Annotated in this window: 20 protein-coding genes; 12 read left to right on the top strand and 8 right to left on the bottom strand. The window is 69.7% G+C overall.

Going from position 1 to position 26,280, the window contains the following annotated elements; translation table 11 throughout:
• Positions 1-143: 143 nt before the first annotated feature.
• Genes BKY59_RS16995 through BKY59_RS16985 form a run of 3 tightly spaced genes read right to left on the bottom strand, consistent with a single transcriptional unit; the run spans position 144 to position 2,300 of the window.
• The gene (locus tag BKY59_RS16995) at positions 144-575 is read right to left on the bottom strand and encodes a type IV pilus inner membrane component PilO (RefSeq protein ID WP_076073299.1); all 432 of its coding nucleotides are present in this window, start codon (positions 573-575) and stop codon (positions 144-146) included.
• Positions 572-1,375 (bottom strand): hypothetical protein, encoded by an 804-nt coding sequence (locus tag BKY59_RS16990; protein ID WP_076073298.1) that lies wholly within the window; start codon positions 1,373-1,375, stop codon positions 572-574. The genes BKY59_RS16995 and BKY59_RS16990 overlap by 4 nt, the downstream gene beginning before the upstream one ends.
• Positions 1,368-2,300, bottom strand: a complete 933-nt coding sequence (locus BKY59_RS16985) for a GspE/PulE/PilB domain-containing protein (RefSeq protein WP_165374880.1) — start codon at positions 2,298-2,300, stop codon at positions 1,368-1,370. The genes BKY59_RS16990 and BKY59_RS16985 overlap by 8 nt, the downstream gene beginning before the upstream one ends.
• A 99-nt stretch (positions 2,301-2,399) precedes the next feature.
• Between BKY59_RS16985 and BKY59_RS16980 the strand changes: the two genes are divergently transcribed.
• From BKY59_RS16980 to BKY59_RS16955, 6 genes are all read left to right on the top strand, one after another.
• A complete protein-coding gene (locus tag BKY59_RS16980; protein ID WP_076073296.1) occupies positions 2,400-3,179 on the top strand; it encodes an SDR family oxidoreductase in 780 nt (259 codons plus the stop codon).
• 139 nt (positions 3,180-3,318) lie between these two features.
• Positions 3,319-4,431, top strand: coding sequence for a glycoside hydrolase family 130 protein (locus BKY59_RS16975; protein ID WP_076073295.1), 1,113 nt, complete (start codon positions 3,319-3,321; stop codon positions 4,429-4,431).
• On the top strand, positions 4,428-6,020 hold the full coding sequence (locus BKY59_RS16970) for an alpha-amylase family glycosyl hydrolase (RefSeq protein ID WP_076073294.1): 1,593 nt from the start codon (positions 4,428-4,430) through the stop codon (positions 6,018-6,020). The genes BKY59_RS16975 and BKY59_RS16970 overlap by 4 nt, the downstream gene beginning before the upstream one ends.
• A 50-nt stretch (positions 6,021-6,070) precedes the next feature.
• Positions 6,071-7,081: a glycosyltransferase family 4 protein gene (locus tag BKY59_RS16965; protein WP_076073293.1), complete on the top strand. Its 1,011-nt coding sequence runs from the start codon at positions 6,071-6,073 to the stop codon at positions 7,079-7,081.
• Positions 7,082-7,714: 633 nt separating this feature from the next.
• Positions 7,715-9,778 carry a S9 family peptidase gene (locus tag BKY59_RS16960; protein ID WP_083672217.1) on the top strand — a complete coding sequence of 688 codons (2,064 nt, stop codon included), beginning with the start codon at positions 7,715-7,717 and terminating at the stop codon, positions 9,776-9,778.
• Positions 9,779-9,886: 108 nt separating this feature from the next.
• A complete protein-coding gene (locus BKY59_RS16955; RefSeq protein ID WP_076073291.1) occupies positions 9,887-11,161 on the top strand; it encodes a D-amino acid dehydrogenase in 1,275 nt (424 codons plus the stop codon).
• A gap of 274 nt (positions 11,162-11,435) precedes the next feature.
• Here the strand turns inward: BKY59_RS16955 and dgcA are convergent, their stop codons facing one another.
• On the bottom strand, positions 11,436-12,419 hold the full coding sequence (dgcA, locus tag BKY59_RS16950) for an N-acetyl-D-Glu racemase DgcA (protein ID WP_076073290.1): 984 nt from the start codon (positions 12,417-12,419) through the stop codon (positions 11,436-11,438).
• Positions 12,420-12,874: 455 nt separating this feature from the next.
• Here dgcA and BKY59_RS16945 point away from each other — a divergent pair, with 455 nt between their 5' ends.
• Positions 12,875-13,360 carry a Ros/MucR family transcriptional regulator gene (locus BKY59_RS16945; RefSeq protein WP_076073289.1) on the top strand — a complete coding sequence of 162 codons (486 nt, stop codon included), beginning with the start codon at positions 12,875-12,877 and terminating at the stop codon, positions 13,358-13,360.
• Positions 13,361-13,487: 127 nt separating this feature from the next.
• Here the strand turns inward: BKY59_RS16945 and BKY59_RS16940 are convergent, their stop codons facing one another.
• The gene (locus BKY59_RS16940; protein ID WP_076073288.1) at positions 13,488-14,129 is read right to left on the bottom strand and encodes a TetR/AcrR family transcriptional regulator; all 642 of its coding nucleotides are present in this window, start codon (positions 14,127-14,129) and stop codon (positions 13,488-13,490) included.
• 157 nt (positions 14,130-14,286) lie between these two features.
• Between BKY59_RS16940 and BKY59_RS16935 the strand changes: the two genes are divergently transcribed.
• From BKY59_RS16935 to BKY59_RS16925, 3 genes are all read left to right on the top strand, one after another.
• Positions 14,287-15,447, top strand: coding sequence for an efflux RND transporter periplasmic adaptor subunit (locus BKY59_RS16935; RefSeq protein ID WP_076073287.1), 1,161 nt, complete (start codon positions 14,287-14,289; stop codon positions 15,445-15,447).
• Between the two features lie 101 nt (positions 15,448-15,548).
• Complete coding sequence (locus tag BKY59_RS16930) at positions 15,549-18,728, top strand: efflux RND transporter permease subunit (protein ID WP_076073286.1); 3,180 nt, start codon at positions 15,549-15,551, stop codon at positions 18,726-18,728.
• Positions 18,721-20,256: an efflux transporter outer membrane subunit gene (locus BKY59_RS16925; protein WP_076073285.1), complete on the top strand. Its 1,536-nt coding sequence runs from the start codon at positions 18,721-18,723 to the stop codon at positions 20,254-20,256. Before BKY59_RS16930 ends, BKY59_RS16925 begins: the two co-directional genes overlap by 8 nt.
• Positions 20,257-20,470: 214 nt before the next feature.
• Here BKY59_RS16925 and BKY59_RS16920 read toward each other — a convergent pair whose 3' ends face one another.
• Both BKY59_RS16920 and BKY59_RS16915 read right to left on the bottom strand, forming a co-directional pair.
• Positions 20,471-22,966, bottom strand: coding sequence for an ABC transporter permease (locus BKY59_RS16920; protein WP_076073284.1), 2,496 nt, complete (start codon positions 22,964-22,966; stop codon positions 20,471-20,473).
• A gap of 142 nt (positions 22,967-23,108) precedes the next feature.
• Positions 23,109-23,801 (bottom strand): ABC transporter ATP-binding protein, encoded by a 693-nt coding sequence (locus BKY59_RS16915; RefSeq protein WP_076073283.1) that lies wholly within the window; start codon positions 23,799-23,801, stop codon positions 23,109-23,111.
• A 71-nt stretch (positions 23,802-23,872) separates the two neighbouring features.
• Here BKY59_RS16915 and BKY59_RS16910 point away from each other — a divergent pair, with 71 nt between their 5' ends.
• Positions 23,873-24,472 carry an arylesterase gene (locus BKY59_RS16910; RefSeq protein ID WP_240500166.1) on the top strand — a complete coding sequence of 200 codons (600 nt, stop codon included), beginning with the start codon at positions 23,873-23,875 and terminating at the stop codon, positions 24,470-24,472.
• Positions 24,473-24,533: 61 nt separating this feature from the next.
• The gene (locus tag BKY59_RS16905) at positions 24,534-25,334 is read left to right on the top strand and encodes a DUF1206 domain-containing protein (RefSeq protein WP_076073281.1); all 801 of its coding nucleotides are present in this window, start codon (positions 24,534-24,536) and stop codon (positions 25,332-25,334) included.
• 125 nt (positions 25,335-25,459) lie between these two features.
• On the opposite strand, the gene BKY59_RS16900 is transcribed toward BKY59_RS16905, so the two are convergent.
• The gene (locus BKY59_RS16900; protein ID WP_076073357.1) at positions 25,460-26,242 is read right to left on the bottom strand and encodes a transglutaminase-like domain-containing protein; all 783 of its coding nucleotides are present in this window, start codon (positions 26,240-26,242) and stop codon (positions 25,460-25,462) included.
• Between the last annotated feature and the right edge of the window lie 38 nt (positions 26,243-26,280).

Raw genomic sequence — 26,280 nt, 5'->3', positions numbered from 1 at the left:
CGCGCCGGCGGCCCCCGCCGCCGGTCGCAACACCGCCACGGTCGCGGGTGGCGCGGCCGGTACGGTCACGCGGTTCCACAGCAGCAGCACCGGCACCGCGACCGTCAGCGCCACCGCCGCGGCGGCGGACCGGGGGACGCGCTTCATTGCCCGCCCCCGTCGTCGTCGGACCAGGCCAGCGCGACGCCCTCGAACCGCAACCGGTCCGCCGCGCCCGCTTCCGGCACCAGCCGCCATTCCGCGAACCGGATCGCCGGCCGCCCGCGTTCCAGCCGCGCCAGCACGTCGCGCATCGCCGGTTCCGGCCCCGCCAGCGTGACCAGCGCACGACGTACGCCGCCCTGCCGCCCGCCGGCCGCAAGCCGCACGATCGCCACCCCCGATCCCGCCACGTCCGCCCGCACCCGCGCCACCGGGTCCGCACCGGACCGTGGCGGCAACGGCGTACGCACGACCGCCAGCATCGCGGCCTCCCGCATCCGCACCGCATTCAGCCGCCGGACCATCGCCGCCCCCCACAACGACGTGGCCAGCACCAGGGCCGCCAGCAGGCCGAACCGCACCCGGCCGGTCATGGCCGATCGATCCGCATCAGCATGCGGATGCCGCGATCGGCCACCGCCGCCTGCGCCACCGTCCGCAACCGCGCCAGCACCGGATCGCGCGCCAGCGCGTCGCGCAGCTCCCCCGGGTCCTCGGTGTCGATCTCCACATCGACGGCGCCGTCCCCGCCCATGCCGATCGCATGCAGCGTCGCGCCCGGCGGCAGGCCGGCGTCCATCCGCGCCAGCAGGTCGCCGATCGCCGGCCGCGCGAACACCGCCGCGGCCCGCCCCCGCGCCACACCGTCCGCCGCGCGGGCATCGGCGATCGGTGCCAGCCGGGCGATCCGCACCTCCCCCGCCCCCGTCAGCACGCGCCCGCCGATCCCGGTCAGCAGCGGGATCGTCGCCAGCAACCACCACCAGGACGGCCGCCCCCCGGCCCGCTCGTCCAGGACCAGCACGATGCCGTCGGCCAGCACCGGCCCCATGGTGATGCCCTTCTCGTCCAGCGTCGCGATCAGCGCATCCACCCGGTCGCGGTGCGCCATCGCCACCCGCACGCCGCCATTCTCCCCGGCCGCATGCCCCCAGTACAGCCGCGCCAGCGCCACCGGCGTCCGCCTCGCCAGCGCACGCGCCACCGCCGCCCGCGTCACCCGCCCCCCGCCCGGCAGCGGCAGCGTCATCGTCAGTATGTCCACATCGGTCAGCCGGACCGCGGTCGGGAAAGTAGCGGCCTGCCCCTGCAACGCGGCCTGCCCGTCCGCCGACAGCGTTCCGATCGTCTCGGCGGCGATCGTGGCGCGCCCGCCCGGCTCGCCCTCAACCAAGACGCACCAGCAGCAGCATCGCCAGCAGCAGCAGCGTCGCCATCGCCGCCCGCCCGCCCGCGTCGCGGATCGCCGTTTGCGTCCGCCCCTCCACCGCCGCGATCACCGCCGCGACACCCGCGCCATCCGTTCGCGCCCGCCCAATCCGGTCCTGCTCCGCCGGCGTCAGCACCGCCCCGATGTCCGCATCGACCACCATATCGCCCCGCGCCAGTGCCCGGCAGGTCCGCCGCGCCGCCGCTGCGTCCTGCGCCGCCCCCCACAGCGGCCATGCCGGCAGGGCCAGCACGATGCCCCAGACGCCCACCATGACCCCAGCCAGGATCAGGCTCAGCACCGGCACCGCCAGCGCCTGACGCACCGCCGCCGCGCACGTCACCTCGCCCCGCAGCGCGGCCGCCACCGCGGGCAGCAACGCGGCGGTCGTCGGCGCGCGCCGGTCGGTGCCCCATGCCGGCGGCAATGCCCCCGCCGCGATCCTGTCGATCAGCAGCGTCCGCGCCGGCAGGACGGCGGCAACCCGCCGCACCGCCTCAGCCCGCGCGGCACCGTCGGCCACCAGCTGCGCCATCATTTCCACGGCCAGCCAGTCGGTCCGCCGCCCGCCGCCCAGCGTGGCGAAGATCCCGGCTGCCAGGCTTGGCGCGGGTGCTGCCGATGGTACGGTCGGAATGCCCGCGCCGGCCGGCGGCCCGTCACGCAGGGGCAGCGGCTGCGCGGTTACCGGTCGCCGCGCGGCAAAGGCGATCTGCGCGATCAGCCCGGCATCCAACGGGTCCGGCATCGCCACCACCAGCCGCCCGTCCCGTACCCCGATGGGCACTATGCCGTGCGCCGCCAGGAACGCCGGATCGATATCGTCCGATCCGCCCGGCTCCGCTGCGGCAGGCCCGGCGTGGGACAGAGGCGGGGACGGCCTTTCCATCGCGTCCGCATAGCGCGGGGAAGGGGCAGTCCGCCAGACCGCCATTGCCGATCCGTCGCCGCTGTACCAGAACCCGCGACGAACCGGTAAGGACACCCCATGGACCTGAACATCGCCGATCGCACCGCCATCGTCTGCGCTTCCAGCCGGGGGCTCGGGCGGGCCTGCGCGCTCGAACTGGCGCGCGCCGGGGCACGCATCGTCCTGAACGGCCGCGATCCGGACACGCTGGCGGCCACCGCCGCCGCGATCCGCCAGGAAACCGGGGCGGACGTCATCGCTGTCGCGGCCGACCTGTCGACGCAGGCCGGCCGCGACGCGCTCCTTTCCGCGGTGCCGCAGGTCGATATCCTGGTGAACAACAATGGCGGCCCACCCGCGCGCGACTTCCGCATGGTCGATCGCGACGCGTTGCTGGCCGGGCTGGAAGCGAACATGGTCGCGCCCGCCATGCTGGTCCGCGCGGTCATCGACGGCATGGTCGACCGCCGCTTCGGCCGGATCGTCAACATCACTTCCGGCTCGGTCAAGATGCCGCTCGCCGGCCTCGACCTGTCCAGCGGTGCGCGCGCCGGCCTCACCGGCTACCTCGCCGGCGTCGCGCGCTCGGTCGCGCACGCCAACGTCACGATCAACCACCTCCTGCCGGGCAGCTTCGATACCGACCGCATCACCTCGCTCGTCGCGGGCCAAGCCAAGGCATCCGGCCGCCCCGCTGCCGACATCCTGGCCGAACGCCTCGCCGGCATCCCCGCCAAACGGCTCGGCACGCCCGCGGAGTTCGGCGCCGCCTGCGCCTTCCTCTGCTCCGACATGGCGGGCTACATCACCGGGCAGAGTCTGCTGATCGACGGCGGAATCTTTCCGGGGATCATGTAGGCGTTCCCCCGCGGATGCGGGGGTCCAGCTAAGCGTCCGAAGCCGACAGCGCCGTATTCGACGCCACTCTGGACCCCCGCCTCCGCGGGGGTACAACAGCGGCCGATCCGAGCAAGCCGAACGACAGGCCCCACCCACCATGCACGACGCGCTCATCTTCACCCCCGCCGACGTCGATCTGTCGCGCTCCCCGCTCCACGCCACGCTCGGCGCACGGACCTACGTGCTTGGCGCATTCAACCCCGGCTTCACGCGCCTCCCCTCCGGCAACCTCCTCATGATGGTCCGCATCGCCGAGGCCCTCTCCGAACCGGTGATCGACAACCACGTCCGCGCCATCCGCTGGACACCGACCGGCTACGTCTTGGACGCGCACCCGCTCGCCCATGTCGACATGGCCGACCCCCGCCAGTTCGAACTGCGCGGCCGTCCGCACCGCATGCTCGGCCTCACCTCGCTTTCCTGGCTGCTCCCCGTCGAACTCGACCCGACCGGGCGCGAAATCATCGCCACCCACTACGACCGCGCCATCGCCCCCGCCGCCAGCTACCAGGATTACGGGGTGGAGGACGCCCGCATCAGCCGGATCGGCGACCGCTGGTACATGACCACCTGCTCGGTCAGCGCCGAACGCCACAGCACCACGCTCCACATCTCCGACAACGGGCTCGACTACCGGCTCGAAGGGATCGTGCTCGATCACCAGAACAAGGACATGCTGCTGTTCGAAGGGTTGATCGATGACGCCTACCACGCGCTCACCCGTCCGCTCGGCGAAGTCTATTTCGCCTACCCGCCCGAAAGCTCCTACGCCGGCGGCCCGGCGATCAACCTCGCCCGCTCGCCCGACGCGCTCCACTGGCGCCCGCTCCCCGCCCCCGGCCTGCGCGCCCGCAAGGCCAGCACCTCCGCCATGAAGATCGGCGGCGGCACACCCCCCATCCTCACACCCGCCGGCTGGCTGATGCTCTACCACGGCGTCGAAACCCGCGAGCGTGTCGGCATCTACCGCACCTTCTGGGCGCTGCTCGACGCCACCGACCCGACCCGCATCGTCAGGATCGATGACACCACCGCGCTGCTGGAGGCATCCCCCACCCTCACCGCCCCGATCGCCGACCTGATGTATCTCCCCACGCCGGTCGTGTTCACCACCGGCATCGTCGACGCCGGCGACCACTATATCGTTGCGTCCGGCGAGGCGGACCTCGCCTGCCGCATCACCCATCTACCGAAGGCGCTGTTCGCATGACCGACTGGTGGAAATCCGCGGTCCTGTACCAGGTCTATCCGCGCTCGTTCCAGGACAGCGACGGCGACGGGATCGGCGACCTGAACGGCATTCGCGCCCGGCTCGACCATTTTGTCGCACTCGGTATCGACGCGGTCTGGATCTCGCCGATCTTCCCCTCGCCGATGGCCGATTTCGGCTACGACGTCGCCGACTATACCGGCATCGACGCGCGCTTCGGCACGCTGGCGGATTTCGACGCGCTCGTCGCCGCCGCCCACGCCCGCGGCCTGAAACTGCTGCTCGATTTCGTGCCCAACCACAGTTCGGACCAGCACCCCTGGTTCGTGGGAAGCCGATCCAGCCGCACCAACCCGAAACGCGACTGGTATCTCTGGGCCGATCCCGCGCCCGACGGCGGCCCGCCCAACAACTGGATCAGCGATTTCGGTGGTCCCACCTGGACCTACGACGACCGCACCGGCCAATATTACGAACATGCCTTCCTGGCCGAACAACCCGACCTCAACTGGCGCAACCCGGATCTGCGCGCCGCGATGTATGCCGCGATGCGCTTCTGGTTCGACCGCGGCGTCGACGGGTTCCGCATCGACGTCCTGTGGCACATGGTGAAGGCCGCCGGCTTCCCCGACAATCCGCCCAACCCGGACTATCGCCCCGGCATGGGCGCAATGCACCGCGTGCTGCAGACCAACAGCACCGACCAGCCCGAGGTCCACGCCATCGCCGCCGAGATGCGCGCGGTGGCCGACGAAGATTCGGACCGCGTTCTGATCGGCGAGATCTACCTGCCCGTCCCCGATCTCATGGCCTATTACGGCACGCCCGAGCGCCCCGAGGTCCAGCTCCCCTTCAACTTCCAGCTGATCGACGTCGTGTGGGACGCCCCCACCCTCCACCGCATCATCGCGGAGTATGAGGCCGCCCTCCCCCCCGGCGCCTGGCCCAACTGGGTCCTCGGCAACCACGACCGTCCCCGCGTCGCCACCAAGCGCGGCCAGGCCCAGGCCCGCGTCGCCGCCATGCTCCTCCTCACCCTCCGCGGCACGCCGACGCTCTACTATGGCGACGAACTCGGCCTGGAGGACGTCGCGATCCCGGCGCCCGAGGTCCAGGATCCCCGCGAACTCCGTGAACCCGGCATCGGCCTCGGCCGCGACCCCGTCCGCACCCCCATGCCTTGGGACGCGAGCGAAGGCGCAGGCTTCACCACCGCCACCCCCTGGCTCCCGCTCAACCCCGACCACCGCACCGGCAACGTCGCGACGCAGGCGGCAGACCCGACCTCACTCCTCAACCTCCACCGCGAACTCCTGTCTCTCCGCCGCACCCACCAAGCGCTGGCAACAGGCGACCTGACCCTCCTAACCTCCAATCCCGCCATCCTCGCCTACCACCGCGGCCCCGACGTGCTCATCCTCCTCAACCTGACCGACACCCCCGCCAGCTACGCCCTTCCGCCCGGCAATTGGCACCACCTGGCGTCCACTCTCCCCAACCCCGCCTCCCCCGAACCAACGATAGAACTAGCCCCCAACGAAGGCCTCATCCTCCGCCGCCAAAGTTCCCCGGCGCAGGCCGGGGCCTAGACACAACCCCTTCACCCCTCGCCAAACACTGCTCACCAAAGGTCCCCGTAATGCGCATCGCCATGCTTGCCCCCATCTCCTGGCGCACCCCGCCGCGCCACTACGGCCCATGGGAACTGGTCACCTCGCTGCTGACCGAGGCACTCGTCGCGCGCGGCGTCGACGTTACGCTGTTCGCCACGCAGGACTCGCACACCGCCGGCACGCTCGCCGGCGTCGTTCCCCGTCCCTACTCCGAAGATCCCACGATCGACGCGAAGGTATGGGAGGCACTGCACATCGCCCATGTCTTCGAACGCGCCGCCGAGTTCGACCTGATCCACAATCAGGCCGACTTCATGCCGCTCGCCTTCTCGCGGCTGGTCGACACGCCGGTCGTCACTACCATCCACGGCTTCGGCTCCGACCGTATCCTGCCCGCCTACCGGGAATATCGGGACCGCGTCGCCTATGTCGCGATCAGCGCGGCCGACCGCCACCCCGACTTGCCCTACGCCGCCACCATCCATCACGGCATCCCGATCGACGCCTTCCCGTTCGATCCAACCGGCAGCGAAGACCTCCTCTTCTTCGGCCGCATCCACCCCGACAAGGGCGCCGCCGAGGCGATCGCCGCCGCCCACGCCACCGGCCGCCGCCTCGTCATGGCCGGCATCGTGCAGGACGAAGGCTACCACAAACGCGATGTCGCCCCCCACATTGACGGGGACCGCGTGCGCTACCTCGGGCCGATCGGCGGCACGCAGCGCACCGACACGCTGGGCCACGCCCGCGCGCTCCTCCACCTCATCAATTTCGACGAACCGTTCGGCCTGTCGGTGGTGGAAGCACTCGCCTGCGGCACTCCCGTCATCGCCACCCGCCGCGGATCGATGGCGGAGATCATCGACCATGGCGTCACCGGCTTCCTGGTAGACAGCCTCGACGAAGCCATCGCCGCCATCCCCCGCACCGCAGATCTCGACCGCACTGCCTGCCGCCGCGCCATCGCCGACCGCTTCACCATCGACCACATGGCCGACCGTTATCTGGCGCTGTATCGCGAAATATTGGGTCGCTGATCGCACGGCGCGGCCCGCTCCGACGGCAGCGGCCACCGATGGAAGCCCCGCCCCCGCCACACCGTCATCCCGGACTTGATCCGGGATCCCGCTTCTGCGGCATCGTCAAAAGGCAGCGAGGCCCCGTATCAAGTCCGGCGCGACGCCCTTGCGAAGCCAACCCCACAGACCCCAGAACGAAAAAAGCCAGCCCCGCAGGGCTGGCCTTATCTGGTGCAGACTAGCTACTTGTTAGCCGCCAGACCGGTCCAACGGCAACCAATTCGATAAAGGGGAACAGTGCGCGAAAGATATAACCGCTCAGAGATCGCGGTCCAACGGCAACCCGCCGCGACCTGTTCGCGCGTCAAACGGCGATATAACCGCTCAGAGATCGCGTCCAACCGCAACCTCAACGGCGGCAAGGTCCGCAGGCCGAGCACCATAATTGATCATCGCTCGGAAATCATAGTCGAACGGCAGCAAAAATACCTACAGTACGAAGAATATCACGGATCTCACCACTCAGAGATCGTCCCCGCCTACCCGTCGTCGCTACCCGTCCGCCGCGCAAGTCGGAACGGGCTTGCCGCACCAGCCTGTGAGCCTAGACTGCCGCCCGGGTATTAGCCGGCCGGACAACAGGCGATGCATATGATCTTTCTCCTGTTGCCCGCGCTGCTACTCGCCGCCCCCGTGCAGGCGGACCTTGCTCCGCCTGTCCCGCCCACCCCGATCGCGCGGGCGCTGGCGATGCCGACCGCGGGCGGGCTGGTGGGGGCGGCGGGCCGTCCGCGCTTTGCGTGGGTCGAGAACCGTGCGGGCGTACGCAACCTTTGGCTGGCCGATGTCGGCACACCGGCCCGGCGGCTCACGGCGTATGCGCAGGACGACGGCCAGGACCTGTACGACCTGACGTTTGATGCGCCGGGCGATCATGTCGCCTATGTCCGCGGCGGCGACGCGGAGTATCCCGATGCGGCGGCACCCAACCCGGCGCATCTGGCCGTACCGCCGGTGCAGCGCGTCCACCTGCGCACGCTGGCCGACGACGGTGACAGAGTCCTCGGCCCCGGCCATGCCCCGGCTTTCTCGCCGTCCGGGGACCGGCTGGCCTGGGTCGCCCGCGGCGCGCTGTGGATGGCGTCGGTGGCCGGCGGCGATCCCGTCCAGCTGGCGACGTTCGAAGGGACCGCCGGCCCGCTCGCCTGGTCCCCGGACGGGACACGGCTGCTGCTCGAGAATGATCGTGGCAACCATGCCGTCATCGCGCTGTTCGATGTCGCCGCGCGGACCATGCGCTACCTGGATCCCGGTCTCGGGAACGACGTCGACCCCGTCTTCTCGCCCGATGGCCGCCACGTCGCGTTCATCCGGTTCGCCACGCCGCCGCCCGGTGCCACGGCGGACGGCGGCGCCTACTGGTCGATCCGCACCATCGATCTGGCGGATGACGAAGCGCGCGAGATATGGGCCGCGCCGCCCGGCCCCGGCGGGCGCTATGCCGGCACGCGCGGCCGCAACCTGTACTGGGCGGCAAACGACGAGCTTGTGTTCCCCTGGGAGCGCAGCGGCTGGATCCACGTCCAGGCGATACCCGCCACCGGCGGCACGCCCCGCGCGCTGACCGCGGGGGCGTATGAGGTCGAGGGTTTCCGGCTCGACCGGACCGGCCGCGCGCTCCTCTACACCGCCAATGCCGGCGATGCCGACCGTCGCCGCGTCTGGCGACGGTCGCTCACCGGCGGTCCGGCGACCGCACTGACCCCCGGCGCGGCGATCCACACCGCGCCGACGCTTGGCGGCGATGCGGTCGCCACGATCGCCACGGACGCGACCCACCCGGCCTATCCGGCGCTGGTCGGCCCGGGCGGCACCACCACACCGCTCGCGGTACAGGACGCCGGCCCGGCTGCGGCCTACGCCATCCCGCGCGTCCTTCGACTGCGTGCGGAGGACGGCGCGGTCGTCCATGCGCAATATCTCCGCGCGCCCGGCCCCGGCCGCCACCCGGCGCTCATCTTCCTGCACGGCGGCCCGCGGCGACAGATGCTGCTCGGCTTCCACCCGTCGCGTTATTATTCCAACGCCTGGATCCTGAGCCAGACGATGGCGGCGAAGGGATATGACGTCCTGATCCTCAACTATCGCGGTGGCACCGGGTACGGGCTGGCGTTTCGCGATGCGCCCGGCACCGGACGCGACGGCGCCAGCGAATATCGCGACGTGCGCGCCGCCGGGCTCTATTTGGCCGGGCGCGCGGACGTCGATCCGCGCCGCATCGCGCTGTGGGGCGGCAGTTGGGGCGGCTACCTGACCGCACTGGGCCTCGCGCGCGACAGTGCGTTGTTCGCGGCCGGGGTGGACCTGCACGGCGTCCACGATCTGGTCCGCGCGCCCGCCGCCGGCCTGTCCCCGCCGGAACAGGATGCCGCCCGCCTGCTGCAATGGCGGTCCTCGCCGATCGGCGCGATCGACCGGTGGCGCGCGCCGGTGCTGCTGATCCACGGGGACGACGATCGCAATGTCGCCGTGTCGCAATCGATCCTGCTGTCCGCGATGCTGAAGGACCGCGGCGTCCCGCACGAGGCGCTGCTGCTGCCCGACGAACGCCACGGTTTCATCCGCCACGAAAGCTGGGTCCGCGCCTATCAGGCGACGATCGATTTCCTCGATCGTCGGTTGCGGCCCGCCGCCCCGACCACGCCGGAACCATGACCGGTCACCGCGAATTGAATCATGCAGACGCCTGCAATCGAGGTTCAACCTTCCCGTGACCGACAGACCCGCCCGCCCCCGCCACCTCGCCGCATGCGGCCGCCGCGCATGACCGGCCGTTCGGTCCTGGTGCTGGGCGGCGGCGTGGTGGGCGTCGCCACCGCCTGGTATTGCGCACAGGCGGGGTGCGCGGTCACGCTGATCGAACGGCGCGAGGGCGTCGGGCTGGAAACCAGCTTCGCCAATGCCGGTCAGGTTTCGCCCGGCTATTCGGCACCCTGGGCCGGTCCGGGTATGCAGGTAAAGGCGCTGCGCTGGCTGGCGATGAAACATGGCCCGCTGAAGGTGCAGCCGCGCATGGATCGCGCGCTGTTCGCCTGGCTGATCCGGTTCAACGCCGCCTGCACGGCGGATGCCTATGCCACCGGCAAGTCGCGGATGATGCGGCTAGCGAACTACAGTCGCGACCAGCTTGGCCTGCTGCGCGCCGAAACCGGCATCGCCTATGATCATGGCCAGGGCGGGACGCTACAACTGTTCCGCACGCCCAAGCAGGTCGAGGCTGCCGCAAAGGACGTCGCCGTCTTGCGCGATCTGGGCGTCGACCACCGGATGCTCGACCGGGACGGCGTGCTGGCGCAGGAACCCGGGCTGTCCGCCGCCACGGCGCCGATCGCGGGCGGGCTGCTGCTGCCCGGTGACGAGACCGGCGACGCGCATCTCTTCACGCGCGAACTGGCCCGGATGGCGGCGGACGCGGGCGTGACCTTCGTGCATGACAGCAATGTGGAGGCGATCGTCGCCGACGGTGGCCGGATCGCCCATGTCGTCGCCGGCGGCCGCATCCATCGGGCGGACGATGTGGTGCTCGCACTCGGCAGTTACTCGGCACAGGCCGCCCGGCCGCTCGGGCTCGACCTGCCCGTCTATCCGCTCAAGGGCTATTCGCTGACCGCCCCCGTCGCCGACCCGTCCGGCGCGCCGCTGTCGACCGTCATGGACGAAAGCTACAAGATCGGCATCACCCGGCTGGGCGACCGCATCCGCGTCGGCGGCACCGCCGAACTGGCCGGGTTCGACACGCGCCTGCCGTCGAAACGGACCGAGGTGCTGCGCCTCAGCCTGACCGACCTGTTCCCGCGCGCGGCGGACCTCGACGCCGTCCGCTACTGGACCGGCCTGCGCCCCGCCACACCGGACGGCCCACCCATCGTCGGCGCGTCGCCGTTCGCAAACCTGTGGCTGAACTGCGGCCACGGCACGCTGGGTTGGACGATGGCCTGCGGATCGGGTCGGCTGATCGCCGACCTCATCACCGGTGCCGCGCCGGAGATCGAATATGGCGACCTGTCCTACGCACGCTACGCGCCGGTCGAGATATGATGGCGGTTCGATCCTATCCCACCCGCCAAGAACGAAATATGATGACCTAGTTTCAAACGAAAACAAAACCCGCCCATGTCAAGCGTAGCCGAAGGGCGCTGTTGCTTGTTTGGACTGCGTTCGTCTTCGCTCTGACGGTCGGTTCAAATTGGCTCAATTACTGTCCGGTCCGATCCTGCTTCGAAACAAAAACCCCGTTTGGTCCGATCCTGTCGAGAACTCAGCGACAGGCTCGAACCACCCGATTGATCTGTGGGACCCGAAGCGAACGATACTACCCCCAGAACCCCTCGCCCGGTGGCACCAGCATCCCGCCATCCTCGGTCCCTCCGCCGTCCAGGTCGTGGGACAGCCAGAACGGCCCGTCCAGGTCGACGAACGCCGACCGCCCGGCGATCAGCAGCGCGGGCGCGATCGACAGCGACGAACAGATCATGCACCCGGTCATCACGCCCAGGCCACGCGCCCGCGCCGCATCGGCCAGCGCCAGCGCCGCGGTCAGCCCGCCGGTCTTGTCCAGCTTGATGTTCACCACACCGTACCGCCCGGCGATCCGGTCCAGGTCGTCGACCCCGTGCAGCGCCTCGTCCGCCGCGATCGGCACCGCGCCGGCATAGCCCACCAGCGCATCGTCCGCCTCCGCCGGCAACGGCTGTTCCAGCAGGGCGACCCGCGCCTCGGCCAGCACGTCCTGCATCCGGTCCAGCACCGCAATCGTCCAGCTTTCGTTCGGATCGACGATAAGGCGCGGTCCCGGTGCCGCCCGCCGCACCGCGCGAACCTGCGCCGCCGGGTCCGCCGCATCCACCTTCACCTTCAACAGCGGGACATGCGCCAGCAACGCGGCCGCCGCCGCCATCGCGTCGGGCGTATCGAGCCCGACCGTCAGCGCGGTCGCCATCCGGCCCGGTGCGGGCACCTCCGCCAGCTCGGCCACGCGCCGCCCGGCCAGTCGCGCCTCCAGGTCCCACAATGCGCAGTCCACCGCATTGCGCGCCGCGCCGGCCGGCATCAGCGCGGCGATCGCATCGCGGCCCGCGCCGGCCTCGATGGCGGCGCGCACCGCCTCTATCGCGGCGATCGCCCCGCCCACGCTTTCGCCGTACCGTGGATAGGGCACGCCCTCCCCGCGGCCCGCGACGCCGTTCTCGCCGATCACGACATGGACGACGTCCGCCGCAGACTTGGTGCCCCGCGAAATGCGGAACGGCCGCGCCAGCGCGAAGCTGTGCGGCGTGATGGTCAGGCTACGCCGCATCCCCGCCCCTCCGGCCGACGATCCGCGCCACATGCCTGCCTGCGGTCACACTATTCATCGATCGCTCCTGCTTTGCGCCCGGATATCGGCACCGTATCGGCCTGTCATCCTGACATGCCGGATATTTGTTCGTGGGGTCACGGTCGGCGTTTCGGGCGGTTGATCGACCCCGGCGGAATGATGCGGCAGACATTGCAAACATCCCGTCGACGCTACGGACACCGGTGGCAGAAGGGCCGCGATCGACGACAGTCTAGCGCCGTGCCGGCACAGACCCGGCCGGTCCGCGATGCACCCCGATCAGACTGCCCGACGGCCCACTTAAGTCATGCGACTAAAAAGTATCTGGAATAACTTGGATTAAGCGGGGAATGTCCCTAAGTAGCCGAAATCGAATCTGGAGACCGGCGTTGCTGCGCCGACAGATCGTGATGATACGAAGGACACGCTTTTCCATGCCCGCTAACGAAGATCTTCTCGGCCTCGTCGCCGATATCGTTTCTGCCCATGTATCGAACAACAACGTCGCTACCGGCGATGTCCCCGGCCTTATCCGCGCGACCTACGCTGCGATGGCCAGCCTGGGTGAACCGCAGGCACCCGAACCTGCCGAAAAGCCGGAACCGGCCGTATCGGCGCGCAAGTCGCTGTCCAACCCGAACCACATCCTGTCGATGATCGACGGCAAGCCGTACACGATGCTCAAGCGTCACCTTGCGCAGAACGGCATGACCCCCGCCGAGTATCGCGAGCGCTTCGACCTGCCGGCCGACTATCCGATGACCGCGAAGGCCTATAGCGAGCGTCGCCGTGAACTGGCGCACTCCTTCGGCCTGGGCCGCAAGAAGGTCGAGCCTGCCGCCGCCGCACCGGCCAAGCCGGAGCGCAAGCCACGCGCCAAGAAGGCCGCAGCCGAAACCGACCAGACCACGGACGCCTGATCCGTTCTGCACCGGGGCCATCGTCGCCATGCGCGACGATGGCCCCGGCCGCACCTGACGATCCGCCTGCACGACATCTGCCGGCTAACCTCATTCGGTGTAATCGCCGGCTGGACCCGCCTCCGGTTCAGGGGCGTGACCGCTGCAACGCCGCGCCGGCCAGGAACATGTCGATCGCCTGTCGCAACGTATGGTGCCGGTCGCACCGTTCGGGGGCCTGGCCGTCCTTGAAGATCGCGCGCAGCTGCGGCGCCTGGAAGAACAGGCTGTTATAGATGTGCGCGCACATTTCCGGATCGGGCAGTACCACCCGGCCTTCCGCGTTCCAGCGCGTGAACAGGGCGACGAATTCGTCCATCAGCGGCTGATTGCTGCCCATATAGAGCCGGTTCGCAAACTCCGGGGACGTCAGCGCCTCGCTCATGACCAGCCGGATCAGGCCGACGAACTCCGGATCGTCCATCACGTCCATCAGGTAGTTCGCGGCTGCGGTCAGGATCTCCGCCGGCACGCCGTCCCGCGACAGGATCGCGCGCAACTGCTCGATCCCGTCATATCGCGCGGCTTCCACCACTGCGCCCAGCAGGCCCAGCTTGTTGCCGAACAGGTCGTACAGCGTGGACAGCGATCCGCCCGATCGCCGGACGATCTGAGTCAGGCTGACGGAATCGAACCCGCGTTCCACGAAGAGTTCGCGCGCCGCCGCGATCATCGCTGCCGCGCGGCGCTCCCTACGCCCTACGTCGGGTTCGTCACATAGGCCTGCCATATCTTCCGCAATTCCTACCGTCTTGCTGCACCGCAATATGCATTTGACGCGTAGTGTATCATACATTACACCGCCGACGGAAGGGGGGATGGAGTCCCGGCTCGCGCCGCCGACTCGATCTGCCGAAATATCTTGGAACAAGAGGGGCTCGTTGCTCATGTTCACCGGTTTGAAGGCGGGTGCATCGGGCGCCGCGCTCGCGTTTCTTCTCGTCGCCTGCACGCAGGAGGCACCCCCCGCCCCGCCCCCGCCGGAGGTCGAGGTGATGGTCATCCGCCCGGCCGCGGTCGCGCATGTCGTCGAACTGCCCGGTCGCGTCGCCGCGGTCCGCACGGCGGAGGTGCGCGCCCGGGTCGACGGCATCGTCGAACGCCGCACCTACGAGGAAGGCACCGATGTCCGCGCCGGCCAGCTGCTGTTCCGCGTCGATCCGCGCGAACGCCGCGCCGACTATGAAGCCGCCACCGCCACGCTCCGCCGCAGCGAAGCTGCCGCGCGCAACGCCGCGCAGGTCGTCGCGCGCTACCAGCCGCTGGTCGGGCAACAGGCGATCAGCAAGCAGGAATATGACGCCGCCGTGGCGCAGCAGCGTACCGGCCAGGCCGACGTCGCCAACGCGCGGGCACAGGCCGACCGTGCCCGCCTGACGCTCAACTATACCAATGTCGTCGCACCCATTTCGGGCCGCGCCGGCCGCGCCGAAGTGACCGAAGGCGCGCTGGTCAGCGCGTCCGGCGCCACGTTGCTGACCCGCATCGAACAGCTCGATCCGATCTACGTCAATTTCTCGCAGTCGAGCAGCGAACTGATGCAGCTGCGCCGCGATATTGCGGCGGGCCTGATCAAGACACCCAACCTGAACAGCATCCGGGTCAACCTGTCGCTCGAGGACGGTACGCCCTACGGCCCGACCGGGCGGCTCGACTTCCTCGACATGGCGGTCGATGAATCCACCGGCACCGTATCGCTGCGTGCCGAATTCCCGAACCCCAACCGCTATCTGCTGCCCGGCCAATTCGTGCGGGCCAAGGTCCGCGGCGGTATCGACAGCCGCGGCATCACCGTGCCGCAACGCGCAGTGCAGATCGGGCCGAAGGGTGCCAGCGTGCTGGTCGTGGGGCAGAACAACGTCGCCACGCTCCGTGAAATTCGGCTGGGCGATCTCCAGGGCAGCAACTGGGTCGTCACCGACGGCCTGCGCCCCGGCGACCGCGTCATCGTGAACGGCGGGCAAAAGGCGCAGCCCGGGTCTCCGGTCCGCGTGGCCGGCGCGCCGCCCGCCGCTGCGCGCCCCGCCCCCGCGCCTGCCGCACGCTGATCCGATGACGCCGCCCTCCCCGCGCCGCATCGCGCCGACGCGCGACCGCGGGGCCAAGCGGCCCATCCCCTGTTCCCAGCTTCACGAAGGCTAGGCTCCCCATGTTTTCCCGCTTCTTCATCGGTCGCCCGATCTTCGCCTGGGTCATCGCGCTCGGCATCCTGCTTGGCGGCATCCTGGCGCTGCGCGCGCTGCCGATCGAACAATATCCGGACGTCGCCCCGCCCTCGCTCCAGATCTCGGTTACCTATCCCGGTGCCGACGCCGCCACGCTCGAACAGAATGTGACGCAGGTGATCGAACAGGAGCTGAACGGCGTGGAGGGGTTCCTCTACATGGCGTCGACCAGCCTTTCGAACGGCACCGCATCGATCACAGTGAACTTCGAATCCGGCACCAACATCGACACCGCGCAGATGGATGTCCAGAACCGCCTGCGCCGGGTCGAGGCCCGGTTGCCCGAGGAAGTGCGGCGACAGGGCGTGCTGGTCAGCGAGGCCAATGCCGGCTTCCTCCAGTTCGTCACGCTGACGTCGAAGAGCGGCGAGACCGACAGCACCGAACTCAGCAACATCGCATCGAACGATGTCATCGACGAACTGCGCCGCGTTCCCGGCGTCGGCGACATCCGGCTGTTCGGCAGCCCCTATGCGATGCGCATCTGGCTCGATCCGGACAAGCTCGCCTCGTTCCGGCTTTCCTCGGCGGAGGCGCTCGCCGCCGTGCAGGAACAGAACAGCCAGACCGCGGGCGGTTCGCTCGGCGATCAGCCCGTCGCCAAGGGCAGCGAACTGAACGCCACGATCATCACCCAGAACCGCTTCACCAACCCGCAGCAGTTCGAAAACATCATCCTGCGCGCCAATCCCGACGGATCGACCGTCACGCTCAAGGATGTCGCCCGCGTCGAACTTGGCGCCCAGGACTACAGCACCGGCGCCGAACTGAACGGCAAGCCGATGGCCGGTCTGGGTATCCAGCTGCGCACCGGCGCGAACGCGCTGGCCACCGCCGACGGCATCAAGACGCGGATGGACGAACTGGCCAAGTCGCTGCCCGCCGACGTCCAGTGGTCGATCCCCTACGACACGACGCCCTTCATCACCGTGTCGGTGGAAGAGGTCATCAAGACGCTGGTCGAAGCGATGATCCTCGTCTTCCTCGTCATGTTCCTGTTCCTCCAGAACTGGCGCGCCACGGTCATCCCGACGCTGGTCGTGCCGATCGCGCTCGCCGGTGCCTGCCTGGGCCTCTGGCTGTTCGGTTTCTCCATCAACGTGCTGACCCTGTTCGGCATGGTGCTGGCCATCGGCATCCTGGTCGATGACGCTATCGTCGTGATCGAGAATGTCGAACGCATCATGGCGGAGGAACATCTGTCCCCGCGCGATGCCACGATCAAGGCGATGGGCCAGATCACGACCGCCATCATCGGCATCACGCTCGTCCTGATCGCGGTGTTCATCCCGATGGCGTTCTTCCCGGGGTCGACCGGCGGCATCTACCGCCAGTTCTCCGTCACGCTCGCCATCTCGATCGCCTTCTCCGCGCTGCTCGCGCTCACCCTCACCCCCGCCCTGTGCGCCACGCTGCTGAAACCGCATGAGGAGACGCCGAAGCAGTCGCGCTTCCCGTTCGTCCAGCGCTTCTTCGGCGGCTTCAACGATCGGTTCGCTCGGTCGACCGACAAATATCAGCGCGGCGTCGGCAAGATCCTGGCGAAACCGGTACGCTGGCTGGGCATCGCCCTCCTGCTGTTCGGGATCACCGCACTGCTGTTCACGCGGCTGCCGGGTGGCTTCCTGCCATCGGAGGATCAGGGCTACACCATCTCGGTCATCCAGGCGCCGCCCGGTGCCACGCGCCAGCGGACGGACGAGGCGATCCGCGCCGCGCAGGCCTTCTTCGACAAGCAGCCGCAGGTCGCCAACGTCGTCACCGTGCGCGGGTTCAGCTTCTTCGGTCAGGGGCAGTCGACCGCGATGATCTTCGCCCCGCTCAAGCCGTGGGAAGAGCGTCCGGGCGTGGAAAACAGCGCCACCACTCTGGCGGGCAAGGCGCTCGGCGTGCTGATGCAGGTCAAGCAGGCGACGATCTTCACGCTCACCCCGCCCCCGATCCAGCAGCTCGGCAATGCCACCGGCTTCTCCTTCCGCCTCCAGGCCCGCGAAGGCCAGTCCGAAGAGGAACTGACCGCCGCCCGCAACCAGCTGCTCGGGCTGGCGGCGCAGAGCCCGGTCCTGGCCAACGTCCGTCCCGAAGGGATGGAGCCCGCGCCGCAGTTGCGCGTCAATATCGACCGCGTCCGCGCCCGCGCGCTCGGCCTGTCGATCGGCGACGTCAACACCACCCTGTCGATCGCGGCCGGCTCCGCCTATGCCAACGACTTCAACCGCGACGGCCGCGTCCTGCGCGTCTATCTGCAGGCCGACGCACCGTACCGCATGACGCCGTCGGACATCCTGAACCTGCGGGTCAGGAACACGGCGGGCGACATGGTGCCGTTCGGTGCCTTCACCACCGCCACCTGGACGGTCGGCCCGCCGCAGCTGCAACGCTATAACGGCTACCCGTCCGCCTCGATCTCCGGCGAATCCAAGCCCGGCTACTCGACCGGCGACGCGCTGACCGAGATGGAGACGCTGGTCGCCAAGCTGCCCGGTGGCTTCACCTACGAATGGACCGGCACTTCGTTCGAGGAACGTCAGTCCGGCGGTCAGATCGGGCTGCTGCTCGGCCTGTCGCTGGTCGTCGTCTTTCTCCTGCTGGCGGCCTTGTACGAAAGCTGGACGGTGCCGCTCGCGGTGCTGCTGGTCGTGCCGCTCGGCGTGCTGGGGTCGATCCTGTTCACGATGATGCGCGGCTATTCGGCGGACGTGTATTTCAACGTCGGGCTCATCACGATCATCGGTCTGGCCGCGAAGAACGCGATCCTGATCGTCGAGTTCGCGATCGAACAGGAAGCCGAGGGCAAGAGCGTGTTCGATGCCACGATGGAGGCGGTGAAGCTGCGGCTGCGCCCGATCATCATGACCAGCCTCGCCTTCATCCTGGGCATGGTGCCGCTGTTCATCTCGACGGGGGCCGGCGCCGCCAGCCGCCGCGCGGTGGGCACCGGCGTGATGGGCGGCATGATCACCGCCACGCTGCTCGGCATCTTCTTCATTCCGCTCTTCTACGTCGCGGTCCGCCGCTGGCTGACGCGCAAGGCGCCGCATGCGCCCAACGCGCCCACCGACACCGGCCATGTCCACAAGGATGGGGAACCGACCCATGCATGATCGTTCCCGCACCGCGCCCGCGCGCTTCGTCTGGCCGCTCCTGGCCGCGACCGCGCTTTCCGCCTGCAACTTCGCGCCGAAACATGTCACGCCCGAACTCAGCACCCCGGTGCAATATCCGGCCGAAGTGTTGCCGGCGGGCGGCCGCATCGCCGCGACCGCGATCGGCTGGCAGGATTATTTCCAGGATCCGCGCCTGCGCGAACTGATCGCGATGGCGCTGGTCAACAATCGCGACCTGCGCATTTCCGTCGCCCGGATCGAGGAAGCGCGCGGCCAGTACCGCATCCAGCGCGCGAACCAGCTTCCGCAGCTTGGTGCGGCGGGCAGCGCCGTCCGGCGGCGCGTCGGCATCGCGTCGATCCAGAGCCAGACCGGCGGCGCCACCACCATCCCGACCGACGGCACGGCCGACACCCCGAACGGCTTCACCTTCAACACCTATAATGTCGGTGTCGCGGTCACCTCGTTCGAACTCGATTTCTGGGGCCGGGTCGCCAATCTCAGCGAGGCGGCCCGTTCGAACTTCCTGTCCACCGTCGCGGCGGAACGCGCGTTCCGGCTGTCGCTGATCCGTGATCTGGCAAGCGCCTACCTCACCTCGCGCTCGCTGTCGGAACAGGCCGATCAGGCCGATCGCACCGTGGTGTCGCGGCGCGAAGGGCTGCGGATCGCGAAGCTCCGGCTCGATGCGGGCGTCACCTCCGCCCTCGATTATCGCCAGGCCGAAGTGCTGGTGACCCAGGCGGAAACCGAGGCGGCATCGCTGCGCAACCAGCGCGCCCAGCAACGCAACATCGTCCGCCTGCTCGTGGGCCAGCCGATCGACGAGGAGCGGCTGTCCCCCCCCGCCACGCTTGCCAACCAGGGCATCGTGCGCGACATCGCGGCGGGGCTCCCGTCCGAACTGCTCGCCAACCGGCCGGACATCCTGCAGGCGGAGGAACAGCTGCGCGCCGCCCGCGCCAATGTCGGTGCATCGCGCGCCGCCTTCTTCCCGTCGATCACGCTTACCGGGCAAGCCGGGTTCACCTCGTCCGCGCTCGGCAATCTGGTCGGATCCGAGGGGCTCGGGTGGAGCTTCGGCCCGTCGATCTCGCTCCCGATCTTCGACTGGGGTGCGCGCAAGGGCGACCTCACCGTGGCCCGCGCCCGTGAGACGATCGCCGTCGCGACCTACGAACGCACGGTCCAGACGGCCTTCCGCGAGGTTGCCGACGGGCTTGCCGGCCGCCGCTACCTGCGCGAACAGATTGCGGCGCAGGGCCGCGCCGTCGCCGCCCAGCGGGCACTCGCCCGGCTGGCGCAGTCGCGCTACCAGAACGGCGTCGCGCAATATATCGAAGTGCTCGACGCGCAGCGCAATCTGTTTGCGGCAGAACAGGCGCTCATCATGCTGCGCGGCAACGATCTCCAGAACCTTGTCTCGCTCTATGCGGCCCTCGGCGGCGGCCTCGGCCCCCCACCCCCGCTCCGCCCCGGCGACGCCGCCCCGGTGGCCGCCGTGACCCCGGTCGAACCCCGCTAACAAGGGCGTAACAGGCCCCCTCTCCCCTCCGGGGAGAGGGCCGGGAAGAGGGGCGTCACTGGACGCAACGCGGACGGCTGTCTCTACTCCCAAACCCCAAACGGAGTGGTCCCCAAACCCCGCCCATCCCGAGCGAAGTCGAGGGACCCTTCGAGCGAAGCCGAGAAGCCAACAGCGCCCACCAAGCAATACGCTCAAAGCCTAAGACAACCCGTCACATATCGCGCAACGCCCGCGCTGGCCGCGCGGCCAGCGCCGGCAGCGCCCCCGCCAGCCCGATCGCCAGGATCAGCAGCACGCCCCCCGCCAGCGTGCCCAGCACGACGGACCAGTCCGGCCCCCATTCCAGCTGGAACACCTGCACCACCACATACCACCCGGCCGCCGCCCCCACCGCCAGCGCGACCGCCGACACCAGCAACGCCAGCACCGCATATTCCATCGCCTGCACTGCCAGTATCTGGATCCGCCGTGCGCCCAGCATCTTCAGCAGCACCGCATCATAGACCCGCGCCGCGCGCGATGCGGTGATCGCGCCGACTAGCACCGCGATCCCCGCCGCGATCGCGACGGCGGAGGCCGCCGCCACGGCCGTCGCCAGTTGGCCCAGCAGCGTGCCGACCTGGTCGATCACGTCCTTGACCCGGATCAGGCTGACCGACGGGAACGCCGCCGTCACCGCGCGGTTGACCGCCGTCTCGCGCCCCGGGGCTAGGTCCAGCGTCGCCATATAGTTGAACGGCGCCCCCGCGAACGTGTCGGGCGAAAAGATCAGCACGAAATTGAACCCCAGGCTGTCCCACTTGATTTCGCGGAACGACGCGATCGTCGCCGGCACCTCGACGCCCAGCGCGGATACCGTGATCGCATCGCCGATCTTCAGCCCCAGCAACCGGCCCGCCTCCGCATCCATCGACACCAGCGGCGGCCCCGCATAGCCCGCCGGCCACCAGCGCCCTTCGGTGATGCGGTTACCCGCCGGCAGGTCCTGCGCGAACGTCAGCCCACGGTCGCCGCGCAGGATCCACGCGCCCTCCGGCACATTCTTCATCTCCGCAACGCGCACGCCCTTCACCGCCACCACCGGCCCGCGCAACGACGGAACCATGGTCAGCGTGCTGCCGGGGGCGGTCCCGGCGATCAGCCCGCGGAATCGGTCGACCTCCGCCGACGGGATATCGAGCATGAAGAACGCTGGCGCGCGGTCCGGCACCGTACTGCGGATCTGCCCGCCCAGATTGGTCTGGATCACCGCCAGCGTGGCGAACAGGCTGAGCCCCAGGCCCAGCGCGACGACCAGCCGGTCGGTCTGCGCGGCCGGCGCATGCAGGTTCGCGATCGCCAGCCGCAGCAATGGCCGGCGCGACCGCGGCAGCCGCGCCGCCGCTACCCTGACCCCCCAGCCGATCAGCGCGAGCAGGCCCAGCAGCACCGCCGCCGCCCCGAGGAACCCCGCCGCGAACAGCGGTTCCCGCGCGGTCCCGACCGCCAGCGCCGCCGCCGTCCCGATTGCAGCCACCACCCCGACGACCACGCGCCACGCCGGTCGGGCCGCCCGCTCCACGCCACCACGAAACAGCGACGCCGCGCCCACCGCCCGCGCACGCGCCAAGGGTGCCAGCGCAAATGCGAACGTCACGAGCAGGCCGTACGCCGCCGCCAACGCCAATGGCCGCGGCTGGATCGCGAACCCCGGCGCGACCGGCAACGCCGCCCCCGCCAGCGCCACCACCAGCGACGGCACCAGGGCGCCCGCCACCAGCGCCAGCACGACCGCCCCCACCGCGACCAGCCCGACCTGGATCAGGTAGATCCGGAAGATCGTGCCCGACGACGCGCCCAGCGTCTTCAGCGTCGCGATCCCCGGGCGCTTGCCGCCCAGATAGGCCCCCACCCCGTTCCCCACGCCGATCCCGGCGATCAGCAGCGCGGTCAGCCCGACCAGCGTCAGGAACTGGCCGATCCGTTCGATGAAGCGCCGCGTGCTCGGTGCGCCGTCGCTGCTGTCGCGCACCCGCCACCCCGCTTCCGGAAAGGCGCGATTCAGCGCGACTCCCGCCGCCGCCGCATCGGTGCCGGCCGGCATCGCCACCTTGTACCGCCAGTTGTACAGGCTGCCCGGCTGGATCAGGCCCGTCCGGCCAAGGTCCGCCATCCCGATCAGCACGGCGGGTCCCAGCACGAACCCGTCGCCGACGCGGTCCGGCTCCTCTGCGATGATCCCGCCCACGCGCAGCATCGCCTCGCCCAGCCGGATCGGGTCGCCCACCCCGATCCGCAACCGATCGGCCAGCGCCGGGGCGATCAGCACCCGTCCGCCGCCCGGCCTTGGGGTCTCCGCACCGGGCGCGACGGTCAGCCGGCCGTAGAGCGGATAGGCCGCGTCGACCGCCTTCAGTTCGGCCAGCACCGCCTCGCCATTGTCGCGGCGCGCCGCCATGGCGCGCAACGACGCGCTCTCTGCTATGCGGCCCAGCCGGGCGATCCCGGCACGCTCGGCCGGCGTCGCCTGCCGTTGCGACAGCGACAGCGACAGGTCCCCGCCCAGTATGACGCGGCCCTGCGCGCGCAGCTCGCCCACGATCGCCGACGACAGCGACCCGACGCCCGCAATCGCCGCGACCCCCAGGAACAGACACACCGCCAGCAACCGCAGGCCGACCAGTCCGCCCCGCAGATCGCGCAACGCCAGCCGCCACGCGATGCTCACGCGCCGTGCCCTTCACCGTCATCCTGACGGAAGTCAGGATCCATTATCGCTCCGCCGGAATCCAGCCCCGACCGGAGTGATAAGGAATACCAGCGTCTGCTGGGATGACGGCCGAAGTCGAGGCGGACCACGCCCGAAACCCTCACGCCGTCCGCCTGTCGCCGACGATCCGCCCGTCGCGCATCTCCAGCACGCGGTCGCATCGCTCGGCCAGCGCCCGGTCGTGCGTAATCATCAGCAGCGTCGCGCCTGTCTCCGCCCGCCGCGCGAACAGCAGGTCCAGGATCGCCGCGCCCGTCGTCTCGTCCAGGTTGCCGGTCGGTTCGTCCGCGAACAGGATCGCCGGGCCGGATACGATCGCCCGCGCGATTGCCGCGCGCTGCTGTTCCCCGCCCGACAGTTGCGCCGGATAATGCCCCGTCCGATGGCCCAGTCCGACCGCCGCCAGCTCCGCCGCGGCACGCGCGAACGCATCGTCCACCCCGTCCAGCTCCAGCGGCACCGCCACATTTTCGAGCGCGGTCATCGTCGGCAACAGGTGGAACGCCTGCAACACGATGCCGATCCGCCCCCGCCGGGCAAGCGCCAGCGCATCCTCGTCCAGCGCGCCGAAATCCGCGCCGGCCACCAGTATCTCGCCGCCCGTCGCGCGTTCCAGCCCGGACAGGACGGCCATCAGCGACGACTTGCCCGATCCGCTGGCCCCCAGCAGCGCCACGCTGTCGCCGGTCGCGATATCCAGGTCGATTCCGCGCAATATCTCCACCCGCGCCGCCCCCCGGCCGAGCGCGAGGGTGACATTGCGCGCGCGGATCGCGATAGGGTCGATCGACATGGCGATGAGGACATCCGATGACTGACGGGACGAATCCCTATGGACGGGCCAGACGGCTTCTCCAAGCGATCATGGCGGCGCTCTGCGTTTTGGCCGCGACCCCCGCGGCGGCGGCGGACCGCCTGATCCTGGCGTTCGGCGACAGCCTGACCGCCGGCTACGGCCTTGCCCCCGCACAGGCGTTCCCGACCCGGCTGGAGGCCGCGTTGCGCGCCGGCGGAACACCGGTGCGCGTCTACAACGCCGGCGTGTCGGGGGACACCACGGCCGCCGGACGCGCACGGCTCGCCTGGGTGCTGCGCGGGCTGAAGGCCAAACCCGATCTCGCCATCGTCGAACTGGGCGCGAACGACATGCTGCGCGGGCTGAACCCGGTGCAGACCCGCGCGAATCTGGACGCGATCCTGGCGGAATTCAGCCGCCGGCGCATCCCGGTGCTGCTCGCCGGCATGCGCGCCGCCCCGAACCTCGGCCGCCGCTATGCCGCCGCCTTCGAACCGATCTTCCCGCAACTGGCACGCAAATATCGCGCCGCGCTCTATCCGTTCTTTCTGGACGGCGTGGCGGGCAACCGCGCGCTGTTGCAGGCCGACGGCATGCACCCGAACCCGCGCGGCGTGGCCGTGGTGGTCCGCCGCATCCTGCCCGGCGTCCGCACCGCACTGCGCTGACGGAACGGTATCCGCCGCCGGCCATTATGCAGCCGGAACGATTTATGGGGGGTTGGCTGACATGACGGAACAAGGTGCGAACTGGCTGGCGCGACTGGGTTTCGCGGCCCGCGGGCTGGTCTATATTCTCGTCGGCTGGTTCGCGATCGACGCGGCCCGCACCGGCGGGGCACCGACCGACAACCAGGCGGCGATGGCCAGCCTAATCGACGAACCGTTCGGTCGCGTGCTGCTCGGCGTCGTCGCGGTCGGGCTGGCGGGCTATGCCTTCTGGCGGCTGACGCAGGCGGCGTTCGATCCCGAACGGGTCGGCATCGATGCGAAGGGCGCGTTCAAACGGCTCGGCTTCGCGATCAGCGGGATCGCGCACGTCCTGCTCGCCTGGACCGCGGTCAAGCTGGCCACGCGCACGCCCGTCACCGGCGGCAGCGCGCCGGGCGATGCCAAGGCCCAGGACTGGACCCGCTGGCTGCTCGAACAACCCGCCGGGCCGCTGCTGATCGGCGTGGTCGGTCTCATCCTGTTCGTCGTCGCCGGCATCCAGGCGGTTAGGGCGTACAAGGCCAGTTTCCTGAAGAACCTCGACGGCGTCACCCCCGCCCCCGCCTATGTCCGCACGATCGGCCGGCTGGGCTATGCGGCCCGCGCGGTCGTGTTCGTCATAACCGGCTGGTTCTTCGTCATGGCCGGCTGGACGAGCGAGGCCGCCCGCGCCGGCGGCATGGGCCAGGCGCTTTCCGAACTGCAGCAACAGGCCTATGGCCCCGTCCTGCTCGGCATCGTCGCCGCCGGCCTCTTCTGCTTCGGTCTCTACAGCTTGGTCGAAGCCCGCTACCGCCATGTCCGGGTGGTGACTTCGTAGGGGCTTCGCCTCCGGTCCAGGCAATCTCCGGAACCCGTTTGCTTCGGCCTGTCGAGAACCGGGCGCAGCGTTCTCGACAAGCTCGAACCAAACGGCGCTGCGTCTGACGGCCAACCGTCCGTCCCTTAATCCAGCCGGGTCACCCGCACCTGCTGATTGTTCAGTCGCGCACTACCGAACACCGTCATGAACGCGATGTCGGTGGCGTCGCGTCCCACCGCGGTCCGCACCATGCCCTCCGTCTTGGCCAGCCGCGTCGCGTCCACCAGATGCCAGCCGCCGTCCAGCCAGACCTCCACCACCGCGTGGAAATCCTCCGGTTCCAGCCCCCAGGCATAGGCCGACACCACCCGTGCCGGAATACCGTCAGCCCGCGCCAGGCTGGCCATCAGATGGGCGAAATCGCGGCACACGCCCGCCCGATGCACGAAGCAATCGACCGCAGTCGTCGTCCCGTCGCTCGATCCCATGACATAGTCGACATGACGGTGTACCCAGTCCGCCATCGCCGCGACCTTGGTGCCGCCGTCCAGCCCCGGAAACTCGCGGTGGACGAAACCCGAAAACTTGTCGGACTCGCAATATCGGCTGGGCCACAGGAACGGCAGCACGTCGCCCGGCAGGTCGCGCGTCGCCACGCGGGCCAGACCCGCCAGCTGCGGTGCCGGCCGCTCCACGTCGAACACCCCGTGATAGGTCGCCAGCAAACGCCCGCCCGACGCGCGCATCAGCGTGCGCCGCCCGACGCCGTCCTCGCCCGGCACGGTGCGCAGCGGCCCCGCGCCCTGCACCGTCAGACCGTCCTCGATCAGCCGCTGGTCGGCCGTCGGTGCCGCCTCGATCGCGAGCAGGACGTCATAGGGTTCCGGCAGCTGGTAATCCAACGTCGCATCGATTCTCAGCCGCATCGCGTCACCGTTCCCTTGGTACATGCCGCAACGGGCTG

Origin of the sequence: Sphingomonas montana, assembly GCF_001956315.1 — a bacterium.
GTDB classification, from domain to species: domain Bacteria; phylum Pseudomonadota; class Alphaproteobacteria; order Sphingomonadales; family Sphingomonadaceae; genus Sphingomonas_R; species Sphingomonas_R montana.
This window is presented reverse-complemented; position numbering and strand designations above follow the sequence as displayed.